12 protein-coding genes and 1 riboswitch are annotated in these 18004 nt (G+C 69.6%); of the genes, 6 read left to right on the forward strand and 6 right to left on the reverse strand.

Annotation, left to right across the window (positions count from 1 at the left end):
* The first annotated feature begins 191 nt into the window (after positions 1-191).
* On the forward strand, positions 192-2003 hold the full coding sequence (locus JJJ14_RS08970; protein ID WP_201443916.1) for an ABC transporter ATP-binding protein/permease: 1812 nt from the start codon (positions 192-194) through the stop codon (positions 2001-2003).
* The gene (locus JJJ14_RS08975) at positions 2000-3853 is read left to right on the forward strand and encodes an amino acid ABC transporter ATP-binding/permease protein (RefSeq protein WP_201443917.1); all 1854 of its coding nucleotides are present in this window, start codon (positions 2000-2002) and stop codon (positions 3851-3853) included. Before JJJ14_RS08970 ends, JJJ14_RS08975 begins: the two co-directional genes overlap by 4 nt.
* Before the next feature lie 121 nt (positions 3854-3974).
* On the opposite strand, the gene JJJ14_RS08980 is transcribed toward JJJ14_RS08975, so the two are convergent.
* From JJJ14_RS08980 to purH, 3 genes are all read right to left on the reverse strand, one after another.
* Positions 3975-5327 carry a dicarboxylate/amino acid:cation symporter gene (locus JJJ14_RS08980; protein ID WP_201443918.1) on the reverse strand — a complete coding sequence of 451 codons (1353 nt, stop codon included), beginning with the start codon at positions 5325-5327 and terminating at the stop codon, positions 3975-3977.
* A gap of 181 nt (positions 5328-5508) precedes the next feature.
* Positions 5509-5808, reverse strand: a complete 300-nt coding sequence (locus tag JJJ14_RS08985) for a DUF3017 domain-containing protein (protein WP_009747903.1) — start codon at positions 5806-5808, stop codon at positions 5509-5511.
* Between the two features lie 119 nt (positions 5809-5927).
* On the reverse strand, positions 5928-7730 hold the full coding sequence (gene purH / locus JJJ14_RS08990) for a bifunctional phosphoribosylaminoimidazolecarboxamide formyltransferase/IMP cyclohydrolase (protein WP_201443919.1): 1803 nt from the start codon (positions 7728-7730) through the stop codon (positions 5928-5930).
* 25 nt (positions 7731-7755) lie between these two features.
* Positions 7756-7845: riboswitch (ZMP/ZTP riboswitch) on the reverse strand.
* 147 nt (positions 7846-7992) lie between these two features.
* Here purH and JJJ14_RS09000 point away from each other — a divergent pair.
* On the forward strand, positions 7993-10488 hold the full coding sequence (locus tag JJJ14_RS09000) for a hypothetical protein (RefSeq protein ID WP_201443920.1): 2496 nt from the start codon (positions 7993-7995) through the stop codon (positions 10486-10488).
* A gap of 9 nt (positions 10489-10497) precedes the next feature.
* Here the strand turns inward: JJJ14_RS09000 and JJJ14_RS09005 are convergent, their stop codons facing one another.
* Genes JJJ14_RS09005 through sucC form a run of 3 tightly spaced genes read right to left on the reverse strand, consistent with a single transcriptional unit; the run spans position 10498 to position 13913 of the window.
* On the reverse strand, positions 10498-11766 hold the full coding sequence (locus JJJ14_RS09005) for a cell division protein PerM (RefSeq protein WP_201443921.1): 1269 nt from the start codon (positions 11764-11766) through the stop codon (positions 10498-10500).
* Positions 11763-12704, reverse strand: coding sequence for a succinate--CoA ligase subunit alpha (gene sucD, locus JJJ14_RS09010; RefSeq protein WP_009747943.1), 942 nt, complete (start codon positions 12702-12704; stop codon positions 11763-11765). The genes JJJ14_RS09005 and sucD overlap by 4 nt, the downstream gene beginning before the upstream one ends.
* Before the next feature lie 3 nt (positions 12705-12707).
* Entirely contained in the window at positions 12708-13913 is a 1206-nt protein-coding gene (gene sucC, locus JJJ14_RS09015) for an ADP-forming succinate--CoA ligase subunit beta (RefSeq protein ID WP_201443922.1), read from the reverse strand.
* Between the two features lie 580 nt (positions 13914-14493).
* Here sucC and JJJ14_RS09020 point away from each other — a divergent pair.
* The 3 genes from JJJ14_RS09020 (at position 14494) to JJJ14_RS09030 (ending at position 18003) form a co-directional block, all read left to right on the forward strand.
* Complete coding sequence (locus tag JJJ14_RS09020) at positions 14494-15063, forward strand: hypothetical protein (protein ID WP_201443923.1); 570 nt, start codon at positions 14494-14496, stop codon at positions 15061-15063.
* Positions 15064-15229: 166 nt separating this feature from the next.
* Positions 15230-15370 carry a hypothetical protein gene (locus JJJ14_RS09025; protein ID WP_176713494.1) on the forward strand — a complete coding sequence of 47 codons (141 nt, stop codon included), beginning with the start codon at positions 15230-15232 and terminating at the stop codon, positions 15368-15370.
* Between the two features lie 233 nt (positions 15371-15603).
* Complete coding sequence (locus tag JJJ14_RS09030) at positions 15604-18003, forward strand: 6-phosphofructokinase (RefSeq protein WP_201443924.1); 2400 nt, start codon at positions 15604-15606, stop codon at positions 18001-18003.
* The last annotated feature ends 1 nt before the right edge of the window (position 18004 follow it).

Consider the following 18004-nt stretch of genomic DNA (forward strand, 5'->3'; position numbering starts at 1 on the left):
ATGACGTTCGTGCAGGTGAACACACCGATCCACCGTATTTCGTGACTCTCACCACTTCCCGTAGCCATGGAGGTGGGATTCCTCCTGGTAGCCCGTGATTCCAGCAAGATACTCACCGCCCCTGACAACCTCCCGTCCTAGTCGATACGCTGGAGGCCTCCCCCAACCCATTTCTCGTTTCCAGGACCGTGATGAGCTCACGCCGATCCCCCGCGCCCATCCTCGCGCCACTGCGCCGCGGCTCCCCGCCCCGCCCCACGGTCTCCTCACCGGCCGGGCGTCGGGCAGGCGCCCTCTCCTTCGGTCTGACGCTCATGGGCGCCCTGGGAGCCGGGTGGTGCCTCATCTGCACCGGACGCGCCCTGGGCGCCCTGCTGAGCTCCTCGCCTGCGGCGGGCCTGCTCGCCCAGGCCCTGGCCGCGGCCGCCGTGAGCGCCACCTGCCAGCTGGTGGCCCAGCGGGTCGCCCGTTTCAGTGCGCTCACCGAGGAGGCGCACCTGCGCCGCCTCACCCTGGCTCACCTGCTGGGGCTGGGCCCGGCACGCGCCGCCGACGTCCGCAGCGGTGCGACCGCCTCCCTGCTGACCGACGGCGCAGAGCGGGTGGCCCTCTACCGGCAGACCTTCCTGGCCCCCACATTGGCGGCCGCTGCGGCTCCCCTGCTGGTGCTCATCGAGTTGGCCGCCTTCGTCGACGTCGTTCCCGCCCTTGTCCTGGCGGCGGCCGTCATCGTGGTCCCGGTCTTCATCGCCTGGTGCCACTCGCGGCTGCGGGCCTCGTCGTCGGACTCCCGACGGGCGCGGATGCGCCTGGCCGCCGAGTACCTCGACGCGATCCAGGGACTGCGCACCCTCACCCTGGCCCGGGCCGCGGAGCGCACCAGTGCACGCTTGCGCCTGGAGGGGGAGTCGAACCGACGCGCCGTCATGGGGCTGCTGGCGGGCAACCAGCTCGTCATCCTGCTCACCGACGGCCTGTTCTCGCTCTTCCTCATCACCGTGGCCGCAGGTCTGGCCCTGGTGCGTCTGTCCTCCGGCGCCATCGACATCAGTGACGCCTTGGCGATCGTCCTGACCTCCTACGTGCTCCTCGAGCCGCTGGACCACGTGGGCGCCTTCTTCTACGTGGGCATGGCCGGAATGGCCAACCAGCGCGCCATCCGCAGGATCCTGTCGCGGCCCCTGCCCCGCTCGACCGCTCGTCCCGGGGCCGCGGTCTCCTCGCCGGCTGCCGCTCAGTCCTCCATCGTGCTCGACGACGTCGAGGCCGCCTGGGACGCCGATCCGGTGCTGGAGGGCGTCAACCTGAGCGTGCGCCGCGGCGAGAGCCTGGCGGTGGTCGGCCCCTCGGGGGCGGGCAAGTCGACGCTCATGGCGGTGCTTGCCGGCAACCTGCTACCCAGCGGTGGAACCGTGCGCGTCGAGGGCACCGAGCTGAGCGCCGCGACGCAGGACGAGGTGCGCTCGGCCTCCGCACTGGTGGCACAGACGACCTGGCTGTTCACCGGGACGATTGCCGACAACCTGCGCCTGGCCCAGCCCTACGCGACGCCGTCGCAGATGTGGCAGGCCCTGGAGGTGGCCCGCCTGGACAAGGAGGTGGCGCTCATGCCTGAAGGGCTGGAGACGCAGGTCGGCGAGGCCGGCCTGGGGCTGTCGGGCGGCCAGGCCCAGCGCCTGTCCCTGGCCCGTGCCTTCCTGGCCGACCGCCCCGTACTGCTCCTGGACGAACCCACCAGCCAGGTGGATCTCGCCAGCGAGGCGGCCATCGTGGAATCCCTTGAGCAGCTGTCCCAGGGCCGCACGGTCGTCACCATCTCCCATCGCGTCGGGGCGCTGACCGCAGCGGACCGGACGGTGAGGGTTGAGGACGGGGCGGTCCACGAGGTGGGTGGAGCCGGGACGCCCACATCCGCCGGCGCGGCGCCCGCTCAGGAAGCCACCGGGGCCGACGGGTCCTCCTCCAAGGCCTCCGACGGGGATCACCAGGAGGAGCGGGCATGATCCGATCGATCCAGTCGAGACGGTCCTCAGCGCCCCACTCGAGGGCCGCCGGCTCGGGGCGGGGCAGCGGGACCGGCCGGGCCGATTCCTCCACGCAGGCGCCTGTCTCCCGTGCGATGCTGGTGCGCTGGCTGCTTCAGGTCACCCGCCCGGTCCTCTCACCGCTGCTGGGCTCCACCCTGTGCCGTATCACTGACATGCTGTGCGGCGTGGCCCTGTTCTCCTTGGGCGCCTACGCCGTGGCCCGGGCAGGTCTGGCGATGACGACGGACGCACCGGTGCCCGCCATCTGGCCGGTGCTGGCCGTCATGGCGGGACTGTCCCTGCTCAAGGCGGCCCTGCGCTACGCCGAGCAGTTCCTCGGGCACCTGGTGGCCTTCAAGGCCCTCGAGCTGCTGCGCGGCCAGATCTTCCGTTCGCTCATTCCCCGCTCCCCCAGGGTCAGTGCGACGTCGCGCTCGGGTGACCTGCTGTCGCGGGCCACCAAGGACGTGGACCGGATCGAGGTCTTCTTCGCCCACACCTTCGCTCCAGCGGTCTGCGCCGTCGTCGTACCGATGACGGTACTCACGCTCATCGGCCTGAAGGTGTCCTGGCTGGTGTTCCTGGCGGCGCTCCCCTTCGTGGTGCTCCAGCTGCTCATCGTGCCCCGCCTGGGGTTCGCCGCCTCAGTGGATGCCTCCCGCTCGGTCTCGGCGGCGCGAGCGGAACTCACCCAGCACGTGACCGACACCGTTCAGGGCATGAGCGAGGTCGTCGGGTACGGGCGCAGCCAGGAGCGTCTCGATGAGATGGCCAGGATCGACGCCGAGATCGCCGGTGCCGCGCGGCCAACCGGGCAGTGGGCCGCCGTGAGGCGAGGCCTCAACCAGCTGGCGGGTCTGAGCGCGCCGATCGCCGTCGTTGCCGCGGGTGCGACACTGCCGGCGACCGGCTCGGGCACGGGCATCCCCCTCCTGGCGGCCGCGGCCGCTGCGGTGCTGCGGCTGTCTGAGACCATCCGCGGGGTCGAGGAGCTCTCGAGCGCGCTCAATGCCTCCTTCGCCTCGGCTGAGAGAGTGTGGGAGGTCGTCAACGCCCCGGTGGAGGTGCGCGACGGCGTTGAGGAGCTGACCCCCGGTATCTCCCACGAGGTCCTGTGGCAGGACGTCACCTACTCCTACCCCAACACCGCCGCCCAGGCCGTCCGCGGCGTCAGCATCAGGGCCAGGGCCGGACGGTGGACCTGCATCGTGGGGGCCTCCGGATCGGGCAAGTCCACACTGGCCCAACTGGCGGTGCGCTTCGATGAGCCGGACTCGGGCCGCATCCTCATCGACGGCCAGGACGTGAGCGATCTGCGTGCCGTCAGCCTCTACCAGGAGATCGGCCTGGTGGATCAGCGGGTTCACCTCATGCGGGCCACCATTGCGGACAACGTGCGCCTGGCGGCGCCCTCGGCCACGGACGCCCAGGTGCGCCGGGCGTGCCGAGCGGCCTGCATCGATGAGGACATCGAGGCCCTCGAGGACGGTTACGACACCCTCGTGGGCGAGCGCGGCCAGTCCCTGTCCGGGGGCCAGCGCCAGCGCCTGGCACTGGCCCGCGCACTCCTGGCCCGTCCCGGGGTGCTCATCCTCGATGAGTTCACCTCCCACCTGGATCCTGACCTGGATGAGCGGGTGCGCATCGGGGTGCGCACCTATCTTCCGCAGGCGACGATCATTGAGATCACTCACCGCTTGCAGTGGTCCGAGCAGGCCGACCACGTCGTCGTCATGGATGCGGGGACGATCGTGCAGACGGGGCCGCCGGCCAAGCTCCTGGACGAGCCCGGACCACTGCGCACACTGATCGGCCGAGGTCGCTGAGAGCGCGGCAAGCCTACGCGGATTCACGCGGTTTCAGTCGGGTCTCAGGCCGAGATACTGATCGGGCGCCGGGAGTCGATTGACTCCCGGCGCCCGATCGGCTGACTGCGCTGCCCCGGTTCTACTCGCCCGAGCGGGTGGCCGCGGCCGAGGCCTCGAGCTCCTCGGGGCTGACGACCCCCTCGACGCTGACCGCGTGGAGGTAGGCCATGCCGTCGAAGGAGAGCTCGCGAACGTTCTCCGGGTCGCCCTCGTCGTTGACGGAGCCGCCGGCCATACGGTCCACGATGATGGCGATGGCGCCGTCACCGGTGACGTTCGTGGCCGTGCCGAAGGAGTCCAGGGCGATGTAGGTGGCGATCATGAGGGCCACCTGCTGGTCGTTGAAGCCGAGCATGGAGGACAGCAGACCGGTGGCCGCCATGATGGCGCCCCCGGGGACACCCGGCGCGGCCACCATCGTGATGCCGAGCATGAAGATGAAGCCGATCCACTGGGTGGTGCTCACGTGCAGGTCCTGGGTGAGGACGATCGCGAAGGCGAAGGAGAAGATCTTCGAGGTCGACCCCGCCAGGTGGATCGTGGCGCACAGGGGGATGGTGAAGGAGGCCACCGCGTCGGAGACGCCGTTCTTCTTCGTCTGACGCAGGGTGACCGGGATCGTGGCCGCCGACGAGGAGGTGCCCAGAGCCGTCAGGTAGGCCGGAAGCATGGTGAGCAGTGCCTTGAGCGGATTGCGACGGCCGATGAGTCCCGCGGTGAGGAACTGGATGCCCAGGATGACGACCTCGAGGATGAGGACCACGACGACGACGCGCAGAAGCGCCTTCATCACCGCCCCGGCCGCCCCGGTGTAGGTGAGGTTGAGGAAGATGCCGAAGATGTGCAGGGGCAGCAGCGGGATGATGAGCCGCTCGATGAGGCGGGTGATGATGGCTCGGAACTCGATGAATCCCTTGCGCAGCACGCCCCGGGGCACCATGGACAGGCCGATGCCCAGGACGAAGGACAGCAGCAGGGCGGTCATGACCTCGACGGCCGGCGGCATCTCCACCGTGAAGTAGCTGCTCAGAGCCCCCTCCGGCTTGGACACGTCGGCCAGAGAGGTTCCGGCGAGCAGGCGGGGGAAGGTGGCGTAGCACACCAGGAAGGTGAGGAAGCCTGCGAAGAGGGTCGAGGCGTAGGCCAGGGCCGTGGTGATCCCGAGCCACTTGCCGGCCCCGCGCCCCAGGTCGGCGATGGCGGGAGTCACCAAGCCGATGATGATGAGCGGGATGGAGAAGCTGAGGAACTGGCTGAACAGGTCGGAGAAGGTCGCGAAGACATTGCCGACGGGCTTGGGAATGAGCGGGTGGCCCCCGAAGCGGATCGAGCCCAGGAGCAGGGCCAGCAGGATCGCGCCAATGACCCAGGTCAGGATGCTGTGGCTGAGACGATGGGCCAGCGAGGGCGAGGCTGAGGGATTGCTTGACATGGAGGGACCTTCAGGGTGTGAAACGAGATGACAAGACGTCTTGACTGGGGCCAGCGTGCCATACCGCTTGGTCACGGCGCCGCACCGGACCGAAGAATGAGCACTCCCAAGGCACAGATCACACGGGGCGGCGCACAGCGTCGCCGTGAGAACTCACGCGGTCGGCAGAGGGGCTCCCCGCTCACAGGATGCGGGGCAGGTTGACGTAAGGCGACAGGAGCATCAGGACGGCGGCCAGGCCGATGCCGAGGACGACGTCGAACAGGCGGCTGCGCGCCGCCAGCCAGGTGCCGTCGGGGCGCTGGATCCGGACGATGGCCAGCATCAGGATCCCGGCGGCCGCCCACAGGACGGCGATGCGGCGGTGCCCGAGCAAGGCGATGGCTGGGACAGCCGCCAGGCCGAGGGCAACGAGGACAACACAGATGGTGCGGTAGGGCTCCTTGTGCTCGGCCTGCTGGGGATGCGGGTCATGAGTCACGGGCAGGAGCCTATCGGCGCGTGGGGTGCGGGTCCATGACCTTTCTCCGACTGGCACGCCCGCCTGGTGCCCGGCGCGAGGAGCCGGGCACCAGGCGGCGCAGGCGACCCAGTGGGAGATCAGTGGGAGAAGTGGCGGGTGCCGGTGAGGTACATGGTGACGCCGGCGGCCTGGGCGGCGTCGATGACCTCCTGGTCACGGATGGAGCCACCCGGCTGGACGACGGCGCGGACCCCGGCGTCGATGAGGACCTGGAGGCCGTCGGCGAAGGGGAAGAAGGCGTCGGAGGCGGCCACGGCCCCGCGGGCGCGCTGTGGTGCGGCCGCTCCTGCCAGGACATCGGCGGCGTCGGCCCCACCCACAGCCCCCTTCTCCTGCTGGGAGCCGTCGAGTGCGGCGTCGCCGGTGGAGCGGGCCCCCAGGGTGTTGGCCCGCTCGACGGCCAGCTTGCAGGAGTCGACGCGGTTGACCTGCCCCATGCCCACACCGACGGTGGCACCGTCATGAGCCAGGAGGACCGCGTTGGAGCGCACGGCACGCACCGAGCGCCAGGCGAAGACCAGATCGGCCAGGAGCGCGTCGTCGGCGGCCGGGCCCGCGGCCAGGGTCCAGGTCGAGGGGTCGTCGCCGGCGGCATCCAGGACGTCACGCTCCTGGATGACGGCACCTCCCGAGACCTGCTTGATCTCGTAGCCCTCGCGCTGGGGGGCCTCGACGAGGAGCAGGCGCAGGTTCTTCTTGGTGGACAGGATCTCCACGGCCTCGTCGTCGAAGGCGGGGGCGGCGACGACCTCAGTGAAGATCGGCTTGATCTGACGGGCCATCTCGGCGGTGACGACCGTGTTGGTGGCGATGACGCCGCCGTAGGCGGAGACCGGGTCGCAGGCGTGGGCCTTGCGGTGGGCCTCGGCGACGTCGCCGGCGGCCGAGACCGCGATGCCGCAGGGGTTGGCGTGCTTGACGACGGCGACCGTGACGGCCTGGCCGTGGTCGTAGGCGGCGCGCACGGCTGCGTCGGTGTCGGTGTAGTTGTTGTAGCTCATGGCCTTGCCGTGGAGCTGGCGGGCCCCGGCCACTCCCCCGCTCGCCCCGGCGATGCGGTAGACGGCGGCCCGCTGGTGGGGGTTCTCCCCGTAGCGCAGGCTCGCCAGGCGCTCGTAGCCGACGCCGACGTAGGCCGGCGGTGCGGCCGGCCCGCTGGCTTCGACCTCGGCCGAGTCCGTGGCGTGGGCGACGTCGCTGGCCTCGATCTGGGCGGCCATCCAGGTCGACACGGCCGCGTCGTAGGCGGCGGTGTGGGCGAAGGCCTCGGCGGCCAGGCGGCGGCGGCCGGCCAGGGTGAAGCCGCCTTCTCGCACGGCGGCCGCGACGTCCTCGTACCGGTCGGGGCTGGTCACCACGGCGACAGCGGGGTGGTTCTTGGCGGCGGCGCGCACCATGGTGGGGCCACCGATGTCGATCTGCTCCACGCAGGCGTCGAAGGGGGCTCCGGAGGCGACGGTGTCGGTGAAGGGGTAGAGGTTGACGACGACCAGGTCGATGGGGGTCACCCCCAGGGTGGCCAGCTGATCGAGGTGGTCGGGCTTGCGACGGTCGGCGAGGATGCCGGCGTGGACGGCCGGGTGGAGGGTCTTGACCCGTCCCTCGAGGCACTCGGGGAAGCCGGTGACCTCCTCCACCGGGGTGACGGCCAGGCCCGCGGCGGCGATGGTGGCGGCGGTGGAGCCGGTGGAGACGATCTCGACACCGGCGTCGGCCAGGGCGTGGGCGAGCGGGAGGAGGCCGGTCTTGTCATAGACGGAGATGAGGGCGCGGCGCACGGGGACGCGGTCGGGGCTGACGAGGCCCTCGGTGGGGACATGAGCGGTGGGGACCGCCTGGTTCGTGGGCTGCGAGGACTGGGACGACGGGGACGTGGACATGGCGCTCCTGGTGTGGCGTGAGGAAGCAGGACGCCCAGGCGGGCGACGTCCCCTTCATGGACGGCCTCGGCCACTCCCCGGTGGTGCCCCACCCTCGCCAGTCGCAGCCGACCTCATCCTATCGGGTGGCGGCCACGACGGCATCGGATAAGGCCACCGAGCCTGCCTGACCTGACGTTTTCCATGTCGCTCCCGGCGAATCGCCCGACCGAACGGCCTGTTTCCTTGCGGGCGGCTTGAGGGACCGCATACAGTCCACAGCATGACTGCGCCCATCAACATCGCAGCAACACCGGTATATCGGAGGACTCCCCCGGAGCAGTGGCAGGAGGCCGCCTCCGCCTACCGGCGCTGGTGGAGCCGCCATCCGGGATTGTCCAGTGCCCTGAACCTGGTGGCGCGCGGAGCCTACGTCCTGATGATCCCGCTGCTCATCGCCGCCCTGGTGATGGTCCCGAGGCTGGCCTACGCCGCCGTGCCGGCGGCCTTCATGGCCGTGTGCCTCATGGTGGTGGCCCTCCTGGCGCGCACACGCACCATCAGCTGGCGCTCTGTCCTGCTCATGTACGGTGTCGGCGCCGCCTGGTCGCTCGTCGTGGCCGCCATCATGAGCTCGGTGCGTACCCGCGCAGGCCTGTCCGTCATGGGCAACGGGATGAGTATCGCCCTGACCATTGCCCTGGAGGTTCTCAGCCCGCTGGTGCCCCTGGTGCTCGTGGTCTTCCTGGCGCCGGGGCGGATGCGTCGCCTGGCGGCCTCCGACTGGGCCCTGCTGGGTTTCGCGGCCGGAGCGGGCCTGACGGCCCTCAACGACGGCATTCGGGCCCTTGAGGAGAGCAGCCTGCTCTCCTCGGTCCTGGGCAACGGGCGCCTGCCCTTCTCCTTCAACCCGTGGACCTCGGGGTCGATGACCCAGGAGAACAGCAATGTCCTGGCCGTCAGCAACCAGGTGAGCACCGCGAACATCACGATGGCGGTGGCGCTGGCGATCACGCTGTGGCGCCTCAAGGACTCCCCGGCCTTCGAAGGGGCCAAGAACCTCGTGTGGCTGCGGATCGTGGCCTGGATCCTGCCGGCCGTGGTCATCCTGCAGTCGGTCAGCGATCACGCCACCTACATCGCCAGGATCGCCCAGCAGCTCGGCCAGAGCGACTCCGGCGGCGGTTTCCCGGCGCTGCTCATGTTCCTGTGGAGGGTCAACGGCGGAGGCCTGAGCGCCATCCCCCTGTCCGTCATCCTCATGGCCGCCTGCCTGCTCCTGGACGCCCACCGCCGCGCCTACGCGGGCGTGCACGGCTGGACGGTGGCCGGGGCGCCGGCTCCCCGCTACCCCAATCTCACCGAGGCGCCGCCCTTCGTGCGCGCCCTCATCGTCTCGGTGGTGGCCCTGGCGAACTTCACCTGGGGCGACCTGGCCGTCACCTGGGGCGCCTACGGGGACCTGCGCCAGGGTCGTCTGTACGCCATGCGGGCGGGACGGGCCACGGCCGAGCAGGTGCGCGGCGTGCGGGCCGACGCCATGGAGGCCACGACGCCGGGCGCCGAGCCCAATGCCCGCCAGGGCTTCCGCCTGGGGATCCTGGTGGTCAGCGTCGTGCTGTTCCTCCTGTGCTGCATGTACGAGGTACGCACCGTCTGGCAGCTCGCCCCCGAGCTCAAGGAGACCGAGGACGACCTGTTCCTCTCCGCCCTGCCGCGCCTGTTCTCCCAGTGGTGGAGCGGGTTGAGTGGCACCCAGGGGCTCCTTTACGCAATCGGTGCGCTGGCGGCGGTGGCCATGAGCCTGTCCCTCGTCCTGACGCTGGGGGCCCCGGGGCGCCGCATCAGCACGGCACCGTCGTCGAGCAGCCTCATCAGTCACCTGCTCACTCTCACGCCGGGGCAGGCGTGCCTGGCACTGCTGGACGTCGCCATGACCTACATGCCGCGCTCGGCCCTGAGCGCCAGTCCCGCCGGGGGCGGAACCGACCTGGCCGCCGAACTCTCCGTCAACCGGCGGATCCGGAACGCCGAGAGCTTCTCCGAGAGTCAGGCGCTGTTCACGGCGCGTACCAAGCGGCAGGTGGCGGTCGAGTCTGATATTGCGCGCCTTCGCGAGCTCGCCGAGTCCCTGGGAGTGACCGGTGTCGATGCCCTGGAGCCCAGCCGGATCGATGAGACCGTCGCCGATCTGGCCGCCTCCGGGGCCGACTCCCAAGTGGTCGGGCAGATGCGCGACCTGGCCGCCTCAGTGTCGGAGCAGCAGGCCGAGATCCTGGACCTGACCCGCCGCCTCAACACCGGCAACGGCGAGCAGTTCGCCATCCTGGAGGGCTATCGGATCACCGACGACTTCCGGGATGAGGCCATCGACCAGCGGCCGGTGGACAGCCCCGTCCACGCCCTGGCGCTGTCCCCTGCCGGGAACCATCTGGTCGTCGTCGAGTACCAGGGGGCGGCCCCCACCATTGATGACGACGACGAGACCGACATTCCTCCCCGCAGGCTGCCGGGGCGGGCGGCGCACAAGTCGGCCGACAACGTCCTGGAGCACCTGGCCCGCGACGAGCGCGTCGCGCGGTTCTTCCGGGAGAATCCTGAGCTGTGGCGAGACATCAAGGAGGGACGCGCCCTCTTGGAGGCGAACGTCCTCTACACCCCCATCCCCGGGATGACCTACCGGGCCGGGACCGCGCTCCTGGCGGTGACGCCCGAGCTCGTCGAGGGCGTGGACGCGGCCGTCAGCGCCCTGAGCGGCGCGGGCACCGCGGCGCGCTGACCTGCGGGCTCAGGCCTCGTCGTCGTCGTCCGCATCGTCCTCCTCGTCAACGGCATCGTCGCGCGCGTCCTGGCGCCGGTAGGCCGCCGGCAGGACCGACTCGGGCAGGGTGTTGCGAGCCCAGGTACGCGTGTAGGGGTGGGCCAGGACGGCCATGGCCGCCAGTCCGACACCGACCTCGACGAAGACGAGGATGACGGTGTAGAGGACCAGCGGACCGACGCTGCTCATCCGGTTCGGCCCCACGGACCCGGAGGCGGCCAGGCACAGCAGGCCCACGCCAACGGCCACGAGGAGGGCGGCCAGACCGGCGGCGCTGAGGGCGTAGCGCACCCGCAGGGCGTTGAGCACCGCTCGACGGCGCCAGGCGGCCACCATGGCGCCGGCCGTCACCACCAGGGGCAGCCACAGGCCCACGCTGCTCAGCGGCGTCGACGGCACCAGCCCCAGCAGCGGCAGGCGCGGGACGGGCCCGGCCACCACCCGGTCGGGGGCGAAGACGGTGCCCGTGCCCACGGAGAAGCCGGCTCCGATGAGCCAGGAGCAGGCCCAGATGAGCAGGGTCGGCACCCAGCCGGCCTGAAGCAGGATCAGACCGGCCATCGCGACGAAGCCGTCCCCGGCCAGGGAGTCGTGCAGGACCGAGACCCGGCCGGCACCGCTGAAGACGGCCGCAACCACCACCAGCAGGCTCAGCAGGCTCAGGGCTCGCGTGGCACCGTAGGCCAGTGACAGGGACGGCCCCAGCCAATGGGGTCGGCGGTCCCACCAGCGGGTCAGGGGCGACCAGTGGTGGCCGGCGCGCATGAGCTGGATGGCGACGATGACTCCGGTGAGCAGGGCGATACCGATGACGGCGGGCCAGGTGTCCAGCCCGGCGGGGCCGGTGAGGCAGGCCAGGGCCGCCACGACGGTCGCGGCGACGACGATGGCCGCCCCGGCCGCCGGCCGGGAGGGGTGGGCGCGCCGCACGCAGAACCAGGTCCAGCCCGCCTGCACCAGGGTGAGTCCCAGCAGCGGCAGGCTGAGCACGCCGTCGTCCTCGGAGGTCAGCGCGGTCGAGCCCCCGAAGCCGAGGCTCCACAGGGCGGTCCCGGTGTGCAGGGCGTCGCCTGCGCTGAGGATGGCCGCGGCGTTGAGGCTGGCGGCCGCCTTGGACACGGCGATCGTCGCCAGCACCACCACCAGCCAGACCAGGCCGACTGACTCGACCCCCACGCGCAGGGACCACAGGGCCCAGGACGCCAGGCTGGTGGCTCGCTGCCGCGCCAGGCTCAAGCGCTCACCTCTCCGGCCAGCTGACGGTAGAGCTCACGGGCGATCTCAGCGGTCTGGCTGGGGGTGCGCCCCACCCGGACGCCGGCGGCCTCCAGGGCGATCTTCTTGGCCTCGGCGGTGCCCGAGGAGCCGGAGACGATGGCGCCGGCGTGCCCCATGGTGCGGCCCTCGGGTGCGGTGAAGCCGGCGACGTAGGCGACGACCGGCTTGGTCATGTGCTCGCGGATGTAGGCGGCGGCCCGCTCCTCGGCGTCGCCCCCAATCTCACCGATCATGACGACCAGGCGGGTGTCGGGGTCGGCCTCGAAGGCGGCCAGGGCGTCGATGTGGGTGGTGCCGACCACCGGGTCCCCACCGATGCCGATGCAGGTGGTGAAGCCCAGGTCGGACAGCTCGTGCATGAGCTGGTAGGTGAGGGTCCCGGACTTGGAGACCAGTCCCAGGGGGCCGGGGCCGGTGATGTCGGGCGGGGTGATGCCCACGTTGGAGCGGGCCGGGGAGATGATGCCGGGGCAGTTGGGGCCGATGATCTGCACGCCGTGGTCGGCCGCGTAGGCACGCATCCAGGTGGCGTCGGCCACCGGGATGCCCTCGGTGATGACGACGAGGAGGCGCACTCCGGCGTCGACGGCCTCGACGACGGCGCCCTTGGCGAAGGCGGGCGGGACGAAGACGACGCTCACCTCGGCGCCGGTGGCCTCCTTGGCCTCGGCGACGGTGCCGTAGACGGGGACCTCAACGGTTCCGGCCTGGACCTCGCCGGCGCCGGGGCCGATGGGGGCGACGTCGAAGGCGACGGTGGTGCCGGCCTTGCGGGGGTTGACGCCGGCGACGACCTTCGTGCCGGCCGAGAGCATGCGGGTGGTGTGCTTGCGGCCCTCGGAACCGGTCATGCCCTGGACGATGACGCGGTCGGTCTCAGTCAGGAAGATGCTCATGTCTCAGGCCTCCTTGCCAGCGGGCCGGCCGCTGATCTTCTCGGCGATGGCGGTGACGACGTCGGCGGCCCCGTCCATGGTGTCGACGACGGTGACGCCCTCGATGGCGGCGTCGGCCAGGATGGCGCGACCGGTGTCGGCGTTATTGCCGTCCAGGCGCACGACGACGGGCTTGGGAAGCCCGCCCAGGGACTCGACGGCGGTCACGATGCCCTGGGCGACGGTGTCGCAGGAGGTGATGCCGCCGAAGACGTTGACGAGGATGGCGCGCACCTGGGGGTCGGAGGCGACGACCTCCAGGCCGGTGGCCATGACCTCGGCCGATGAGCCGCCTCCCAGGTCGAGGAAGTTGGCGGGCTTCATGCCGCCGTGGCGCTCGCCGGCGCCGGCGACGACGTCGAGGGTGGACATGACCAGGCCGGCGCCGTTGCCCAGGACCCCGACCTCGCCCTCGAGGCGCACGTAGTTGAGGCCGGCCTCGCGGGCGCGGGCCTCCAGGGGGTCGGTGGCGGCGTTGTCGACGAGCTCGGCGTGGGCGGGGTGGCGGAAGCGGGAGTTGTCGTCGAGGGTGACCTTGCCGTCCAGGGCGATGATGCGGCCGTCGGTGGCCTTGACCAGGGGGTTGACCTCCACGAGGGTGGCGTCCTCGGCGGTGAAGACCTCCCAGAGGCGTTCGATGACGGCGGCGACCTCGTCGGCCAGGGGGCCGGCCTCGAAGCCCGCGACCTCGACGATCCGGTGGGCGACCTCAGGAGTGATGCCCTCGAGCGGGTCGATGCCGATGCGGGCCAGGGCCTCGGGGCGCTCGACAGCGAGGGTCTCGATGTCCATGCCGCCCTCGCGCGAACACATGCCCAGGTACTGGCGCTCGGCGCGGTCCAGGAGGATGGAGAAGTAGTACTCGGCGTCCAGGTCGACGCCGTCGGAGATGAGGACGGCGCGCACCGTGTGGCCCTTGATGTCCATGCCCAGGATGTCGCGGGCGCGGGCCTCGGCCTCCTCAGCGGTGCGGGCGAGCTTGACGCCGCCGGCCTTGCCGCGGCCGCCGGTCTTGACCTGGGCCTTGACGACCACCAGCTCGCTTCCTGCGTCGAGGAGGGACTGCGCGGCGCTGCGCGCCTCCTCGGGGGTTGTGGCCACGGCGCCGTCGAGCACGGGGACGCCGTGCTGGCGGAACAGGTTCCTGGCCTGGTATTCGTACAAATCCATGCAGCTGATCCTCTCGGGGCATGTGGATGGCTTGCTGGCGCGGGCCGACGTCGGCCGGGCAGGCACCAGTGATGAGCCTAACGTCCCAGTGGCCGGTTGGGAGGGCGGACACGGGCGCGAAGCGGCGGCGTCTCACACAGCGTGGTCGCAGCGTCTCACGGCGGGGCGTGCGCACCGGGGCCTCCACCGGCCACGAGCGCCGTCGAGGACGTACTTCCCCCACAGAGACTGGGACTGAGACTGGGGGAGGTCAGGAATGCACACATCATTGGCAAAGTCATTGATCTTCTCAGCTGAAAATCTCCCCATCAACCATAATCTAATCAAGACAAATTATAAGGAAAATTAACGCCTAGTTGTTGCATCAATTAATTTTGTAGATTACTACAACTTAAGTGGTGATAGTTTTATATTTTCCACAACACCCTTCCGAAACACCTTAAAGAAGGGATAGAGTAACCTCCGAATATGCGTAAATTCTCTCCAACGACACCATAGAAACCGATTCTGTGTATAATAGGCAATGAGTTCTACCGAACTCATCCTACGTCGAAGCACAACAAACACAAGGAGCAGATTCATGCAACGACGCACACTCCTCTTAGCTACAGCATCGACCCCCATCACAGCACTCCTACTAATGGGGATGGCAAATCCTGCCAAAACAGCCCCCCTCACGGACACCATTCCCCCAGAGAAACTACCAGCAGTGGTTGGAGGAAAACTACAGGGCGAAGTCTCTCAAACAATCACCGTTTCAGGAGAAGGTGAGGTAACAGTATCCTTCAATAGAGACACCGGGGACGTTAAAGAGAAGCACCCAGACGGCAGAGTCAAAGAAATTAAAGGGACCGATTTCCTGAAAAACCTGAAGCAAACCATCGAAAATGCTCCAGAAGACAAAAGAAAACAACTTGCCAAATTTTTGCAGTCACCTACCGCAGCATCCAGCCTGCAGCAGAGCTTCTCAACAGAAGTGCCGGCAGTTAGCAAGGAACAAATATGCCCCTATGTTGTCGGACTGATTGGTTACGGTCACGGCGCATTATGGCAACACGCTTTATCGATGACCGCGATCAACCCGGCATTCGCTTTCGCCTTAGGTCTCGGAGAAGCGGCATTCTGGATCTGGGTATCTACTCACTGCTAACCATCTCGGTCAAGAGACATTTTTACACTCGTGTTTCACGAGAGCAATCCACAAGCTCAAATACATCACCTCCGATCCACAAAGCTAGGGCAGTTTCGGCACTCGAAAAATTGACCTCATAAGTCACCAACGACCCCACTTAGCATCATGGGAAGGGAGAATTGTTATGCCCGCACTAAGTGCAGCGAGTGCGCTGGTCGGCGCCGCGGTGCTGCTCGGCGTCTGGAGCGGCAGGCGGTGGGGTCGACGACGCAAGCGCGTCCTCGACGCCGAGGCCCGCAGGTTCCACACCCGCAGAGACCGGTAGTTCCTTAGCCCGTGGACCTACTGTCCCCCTGCTCCCACAGCAGGGGGACACATCGCTCCCCTCCTCCTGGGGTTCACCGGGAACCGGCGAATGCGCGGATGTCGCGGCAAGGAAACGCTTCTGGGACCACAGGCGGATGACGTGGCGGCGCTCACCAGCAACAATATGGACTGATGTCCTCCCGGCCGACGCCGGGAGCCAGGCCTACCGGCGCCCCCAGGGAAGGACCCCACATGCCAGCCGCCATGTACTCAGACACCGCCCTCTCCCCCACCGGCTCCTCTGCTGACCCCGGCTCGGCGACGTCGGCCGGACCGTTGCTCGGCCTGGACGGCGAGCCCCTGCGCATCGGGGTCCTCACCTCCGGCGGCGACGCCCAGGGCATGAACGCGGCCGTACGGGCCGTGGTCCGCACCGCCATCCGCCTGGGGGCCAGGCCCTACGCGGTCATGGAGGGCTGGGCCGGGGCCGTGGCCGGAGGCGACGGCATCCGCCCCCTGGAGTGGGACTCGGTGGGCTCCATCCTCCAGCGCGGCGGCACCATCATCGGCACCGCCCGCTCGGCCGAGTTCCGCGAGCGCGCCGGCCAGCTGGCGGCCGCCCGCAACCTTCTGGAGCACGGCATCGACCGGCTCGTGGTCATCGGCGGCGACGGCTCCCTGACCGGCACCAACGAGTTCCGCAAGAACTGGCCCTCCCTGCTCGAGGAGCTCGTCGCGGCCGGTGACATCAGCGCGGAGACGGCCGCCTCCCATCCCGTCCTCATGGTGACCGGCCTGGTGGGCAGCATCGACAACGACCTCGTGGGCGCCGACATGACCATCGGCACTGACTCCGCCCTCCACCGCATCCTGGAGGCCATCGACGACATCTCCTCAACGGCCGCCTCCCACCAGCGCACCTTCGTCGTGGAGGTCATGGGTCGCCACTGCGGCTACCTGGCCCTCATGGCGGCCGTGGCCGGGGGCTGTGACTACGTCCTGGTCCCCGAGCTCCCCCCGGGCAAGGACTGGGAGGAGGACATGTGCTCCAAGCTCAAGGCGGGCCGAGAGGCCGGGCGCCGCGAGTCCATGGTGATCGTCGCCGAGGGCGCCACCGACCGCGAGGGCAACCGCATCACCGCCGACGACGTCCGCCAGGTCATCGCCGACAAGCTGGGGGAGGCCGCCCGCGTCACCATCCTGGGGCACGTCCAGCGCGGTGGCCGCCCCAGCGCCTATGACCGCTGGATGTCCACGCTGCTGGGCTGCGCTGCCGCCCGTGAGGTGGTGTCCATGGAGCCGGGCAGCGAGCCGGTCATCATCGCCGAGCGCCACAACCGCATCCGCCGCCTGCCGATGATGGAGCAGATCGCGGCCACCCGTGCTGTCAAGGATCTCGTGGCCGCCCACGACTACCTCGGGGCGATCCAGGCCCGCGGGGCGAGCTTCGGAAGGATGCTCGAGCTGTTCGAGACCATGTCCACGCCTCCCGCCGAGCCGGCCACTGACACGGGATCGACGCCGTCGGCCTCCGACCGCCCCAAGCGGGTCGCCATCATCCACGCCGGCGGCCTGGCCCCGGGGATGAACACGGCGGCGCGTGCGGCCGTGCGCCTGGGCATCGACCACGACTTCACGATGCTGGGCGTCTACGGCGGCTTCCCCGGCCTGCTGGACGGCGACGTGCGCGAGCTGACCTGGGCCGACGTCGAGGGCTGGGTCGGTGACGGCGGCGCCCAGCTGGGCACGCGCCGCGAGGTGCCCACCATTGAGCAGCTCTACGCGCTGGGGCGGGCCATCGAGCTCCATGAGATCGACGCCCTGCTGGTCATTGGCGGCTACAACGCCTACCTGAGCGCCTACCGCCTGGTCACCGAGCGGGACCGCTACCCCGCCTTCCAGATCCCGATCGTGTGCGTGCCGGCCTCCATCGACAACAACCTGCCCGGCTCCGAGCTGAGCATCGGCACCGACACGGCCCTCAACAACGCGGTGGTGGCACTGGACTCCATCAAGCTCTCCGCGGCGGCCTCCCACCGCTGCTTCGTCGCCGAGGTCATGGGCCGCAAGTGCGGCTACCTGTCCCTGATGTCGGGCCTGGCCACCGGCGCGGAGAAGGTCTACCTCAACGAGGAGGGCATCACGCTGGCGGGCCTGGCAGCGGACTCCGAGCGAATGGTGGAGTCCTTCCGCTCGGGACGCAGCCTCTACCTGGTGATCCGCAACGAGCGGGCCAGCGTCAACTACACCACCGACGTCCTGGCCCACATCTTCGCCGAGGAGGGCAAGGGCCTCTACGACGTGCGCGAGGCGATCCTGGGTCACCAGCAGCAGGGCGGCAGCCCCACGGCCTTCGACCGGATCATGGCGACCAAGCTCGTCGCCCACTCCCTGGAGCTGCTGGCCTGCGCCCTCAAACGCGGCGAGCCGACGGCCTCCTACGTGGGCCTGATGGGGGGCAAGGTCTCCGACCAGCCCCTGGACCGCATGAACGACGACCTCGACCGAGACCACCGCCGCCCCCGCCACCAGTGGTGGCTGGGCCTGCGACCCGCCGTGGGCCTGGTCAGCCAGGACATCGGGACCCTGACGCTTCAGGACGTGCCCGACTTCGGTGAGGCGGTCGACGACGCGGCCAGCGATCAGAGGTAGC

Origin of the sequence: Actinomyces sp. HMT 175, from assembly GCF_016694895.1 — a bacterium.
GTDB classification, from domain to species: Bacteria; Actinomycetota; Actinomycetes; order Actinomycetales; family Actinomycetaceae; genus Actinomyces; species Actinomyces oris.

What these genes read in the sequence shown, in the direction of transcription:
- JJJ14_RS08970 (WP_201443916.1), top strand. Translation starts at nt 192, where the DNA reads ATGAGCTCACGCCGATCCCCCGCGCCCATCCTCGCGCCACTGCGCCGC.
- JJJ14_RS08975 (WP_201443917.1), top strand. Translation starts at nt 2,000, where the DNA reads ATGATCCGATCGATCCAGTCGAGACGGTCCTCAGCGCCCCACTCGAGG.
- JJJ14_RS08980 (WP_201443918.1), bottom strand. Translation starts at nt 5,327, where the DNA reads ATGTCAAGCAATCCCTCAGCCTCGCCCTCGCTGGCCCATCGTCTCAGC.
- purH (WP_201443919.1), bottom strand. Translation starts at nt 7,730, where the DNA reads ATGTCCACGTCCCCGTCGTCCCAGTCCTCGCAGCCCACGAACCAGGCG.
- JJJ14_RS09000 (WP_201443920.1), top strand. Translation starts at nt 7,993, where the DNA reads ATGACTGCGCCCATCAACATCGCAGCAACACCGGTATATCGGAGGACT.
- sucD (WP_009747943.1), bottom strand. Translation starts at nt 12,704, where the DNA reads ATGAGCATCTTCCTGACTGAGACCGACCGCGTCATCGTCCAGGGCATG.
- sucC (WP_201443922.1), bottom strand. Translation starts at nt 13,913, where the DNA reads ATGGATTTGTACGAATACCAGGCCAGGAACCTGTTCCGCCAGCACGGC.
- JJJ14_RS09020 (WP_201443923.1), top strand. Translation starts at nt 14,494, where the DNA reads ATGCAACGACGCACACTCCTCTTAGCTACAGCATCGACCCCCATCACA.
- JJJ14_RS09025 (WP_176713494.1), top strand. Translation starts at nt 15,230, where the DNA reads ATGCCCGCACTAAGTGCAGCGAGTGCGCTGGTCGGCGCCGCGGTGCTG.
- JJJ14_RS09030 (WP_201443924.1), top strand. Translation starts at nt 15,604, where the DNA reads ATGCCAGCCGCCATGTACTCAGACACCGCCCTCTCCCCCACCGGCTCC.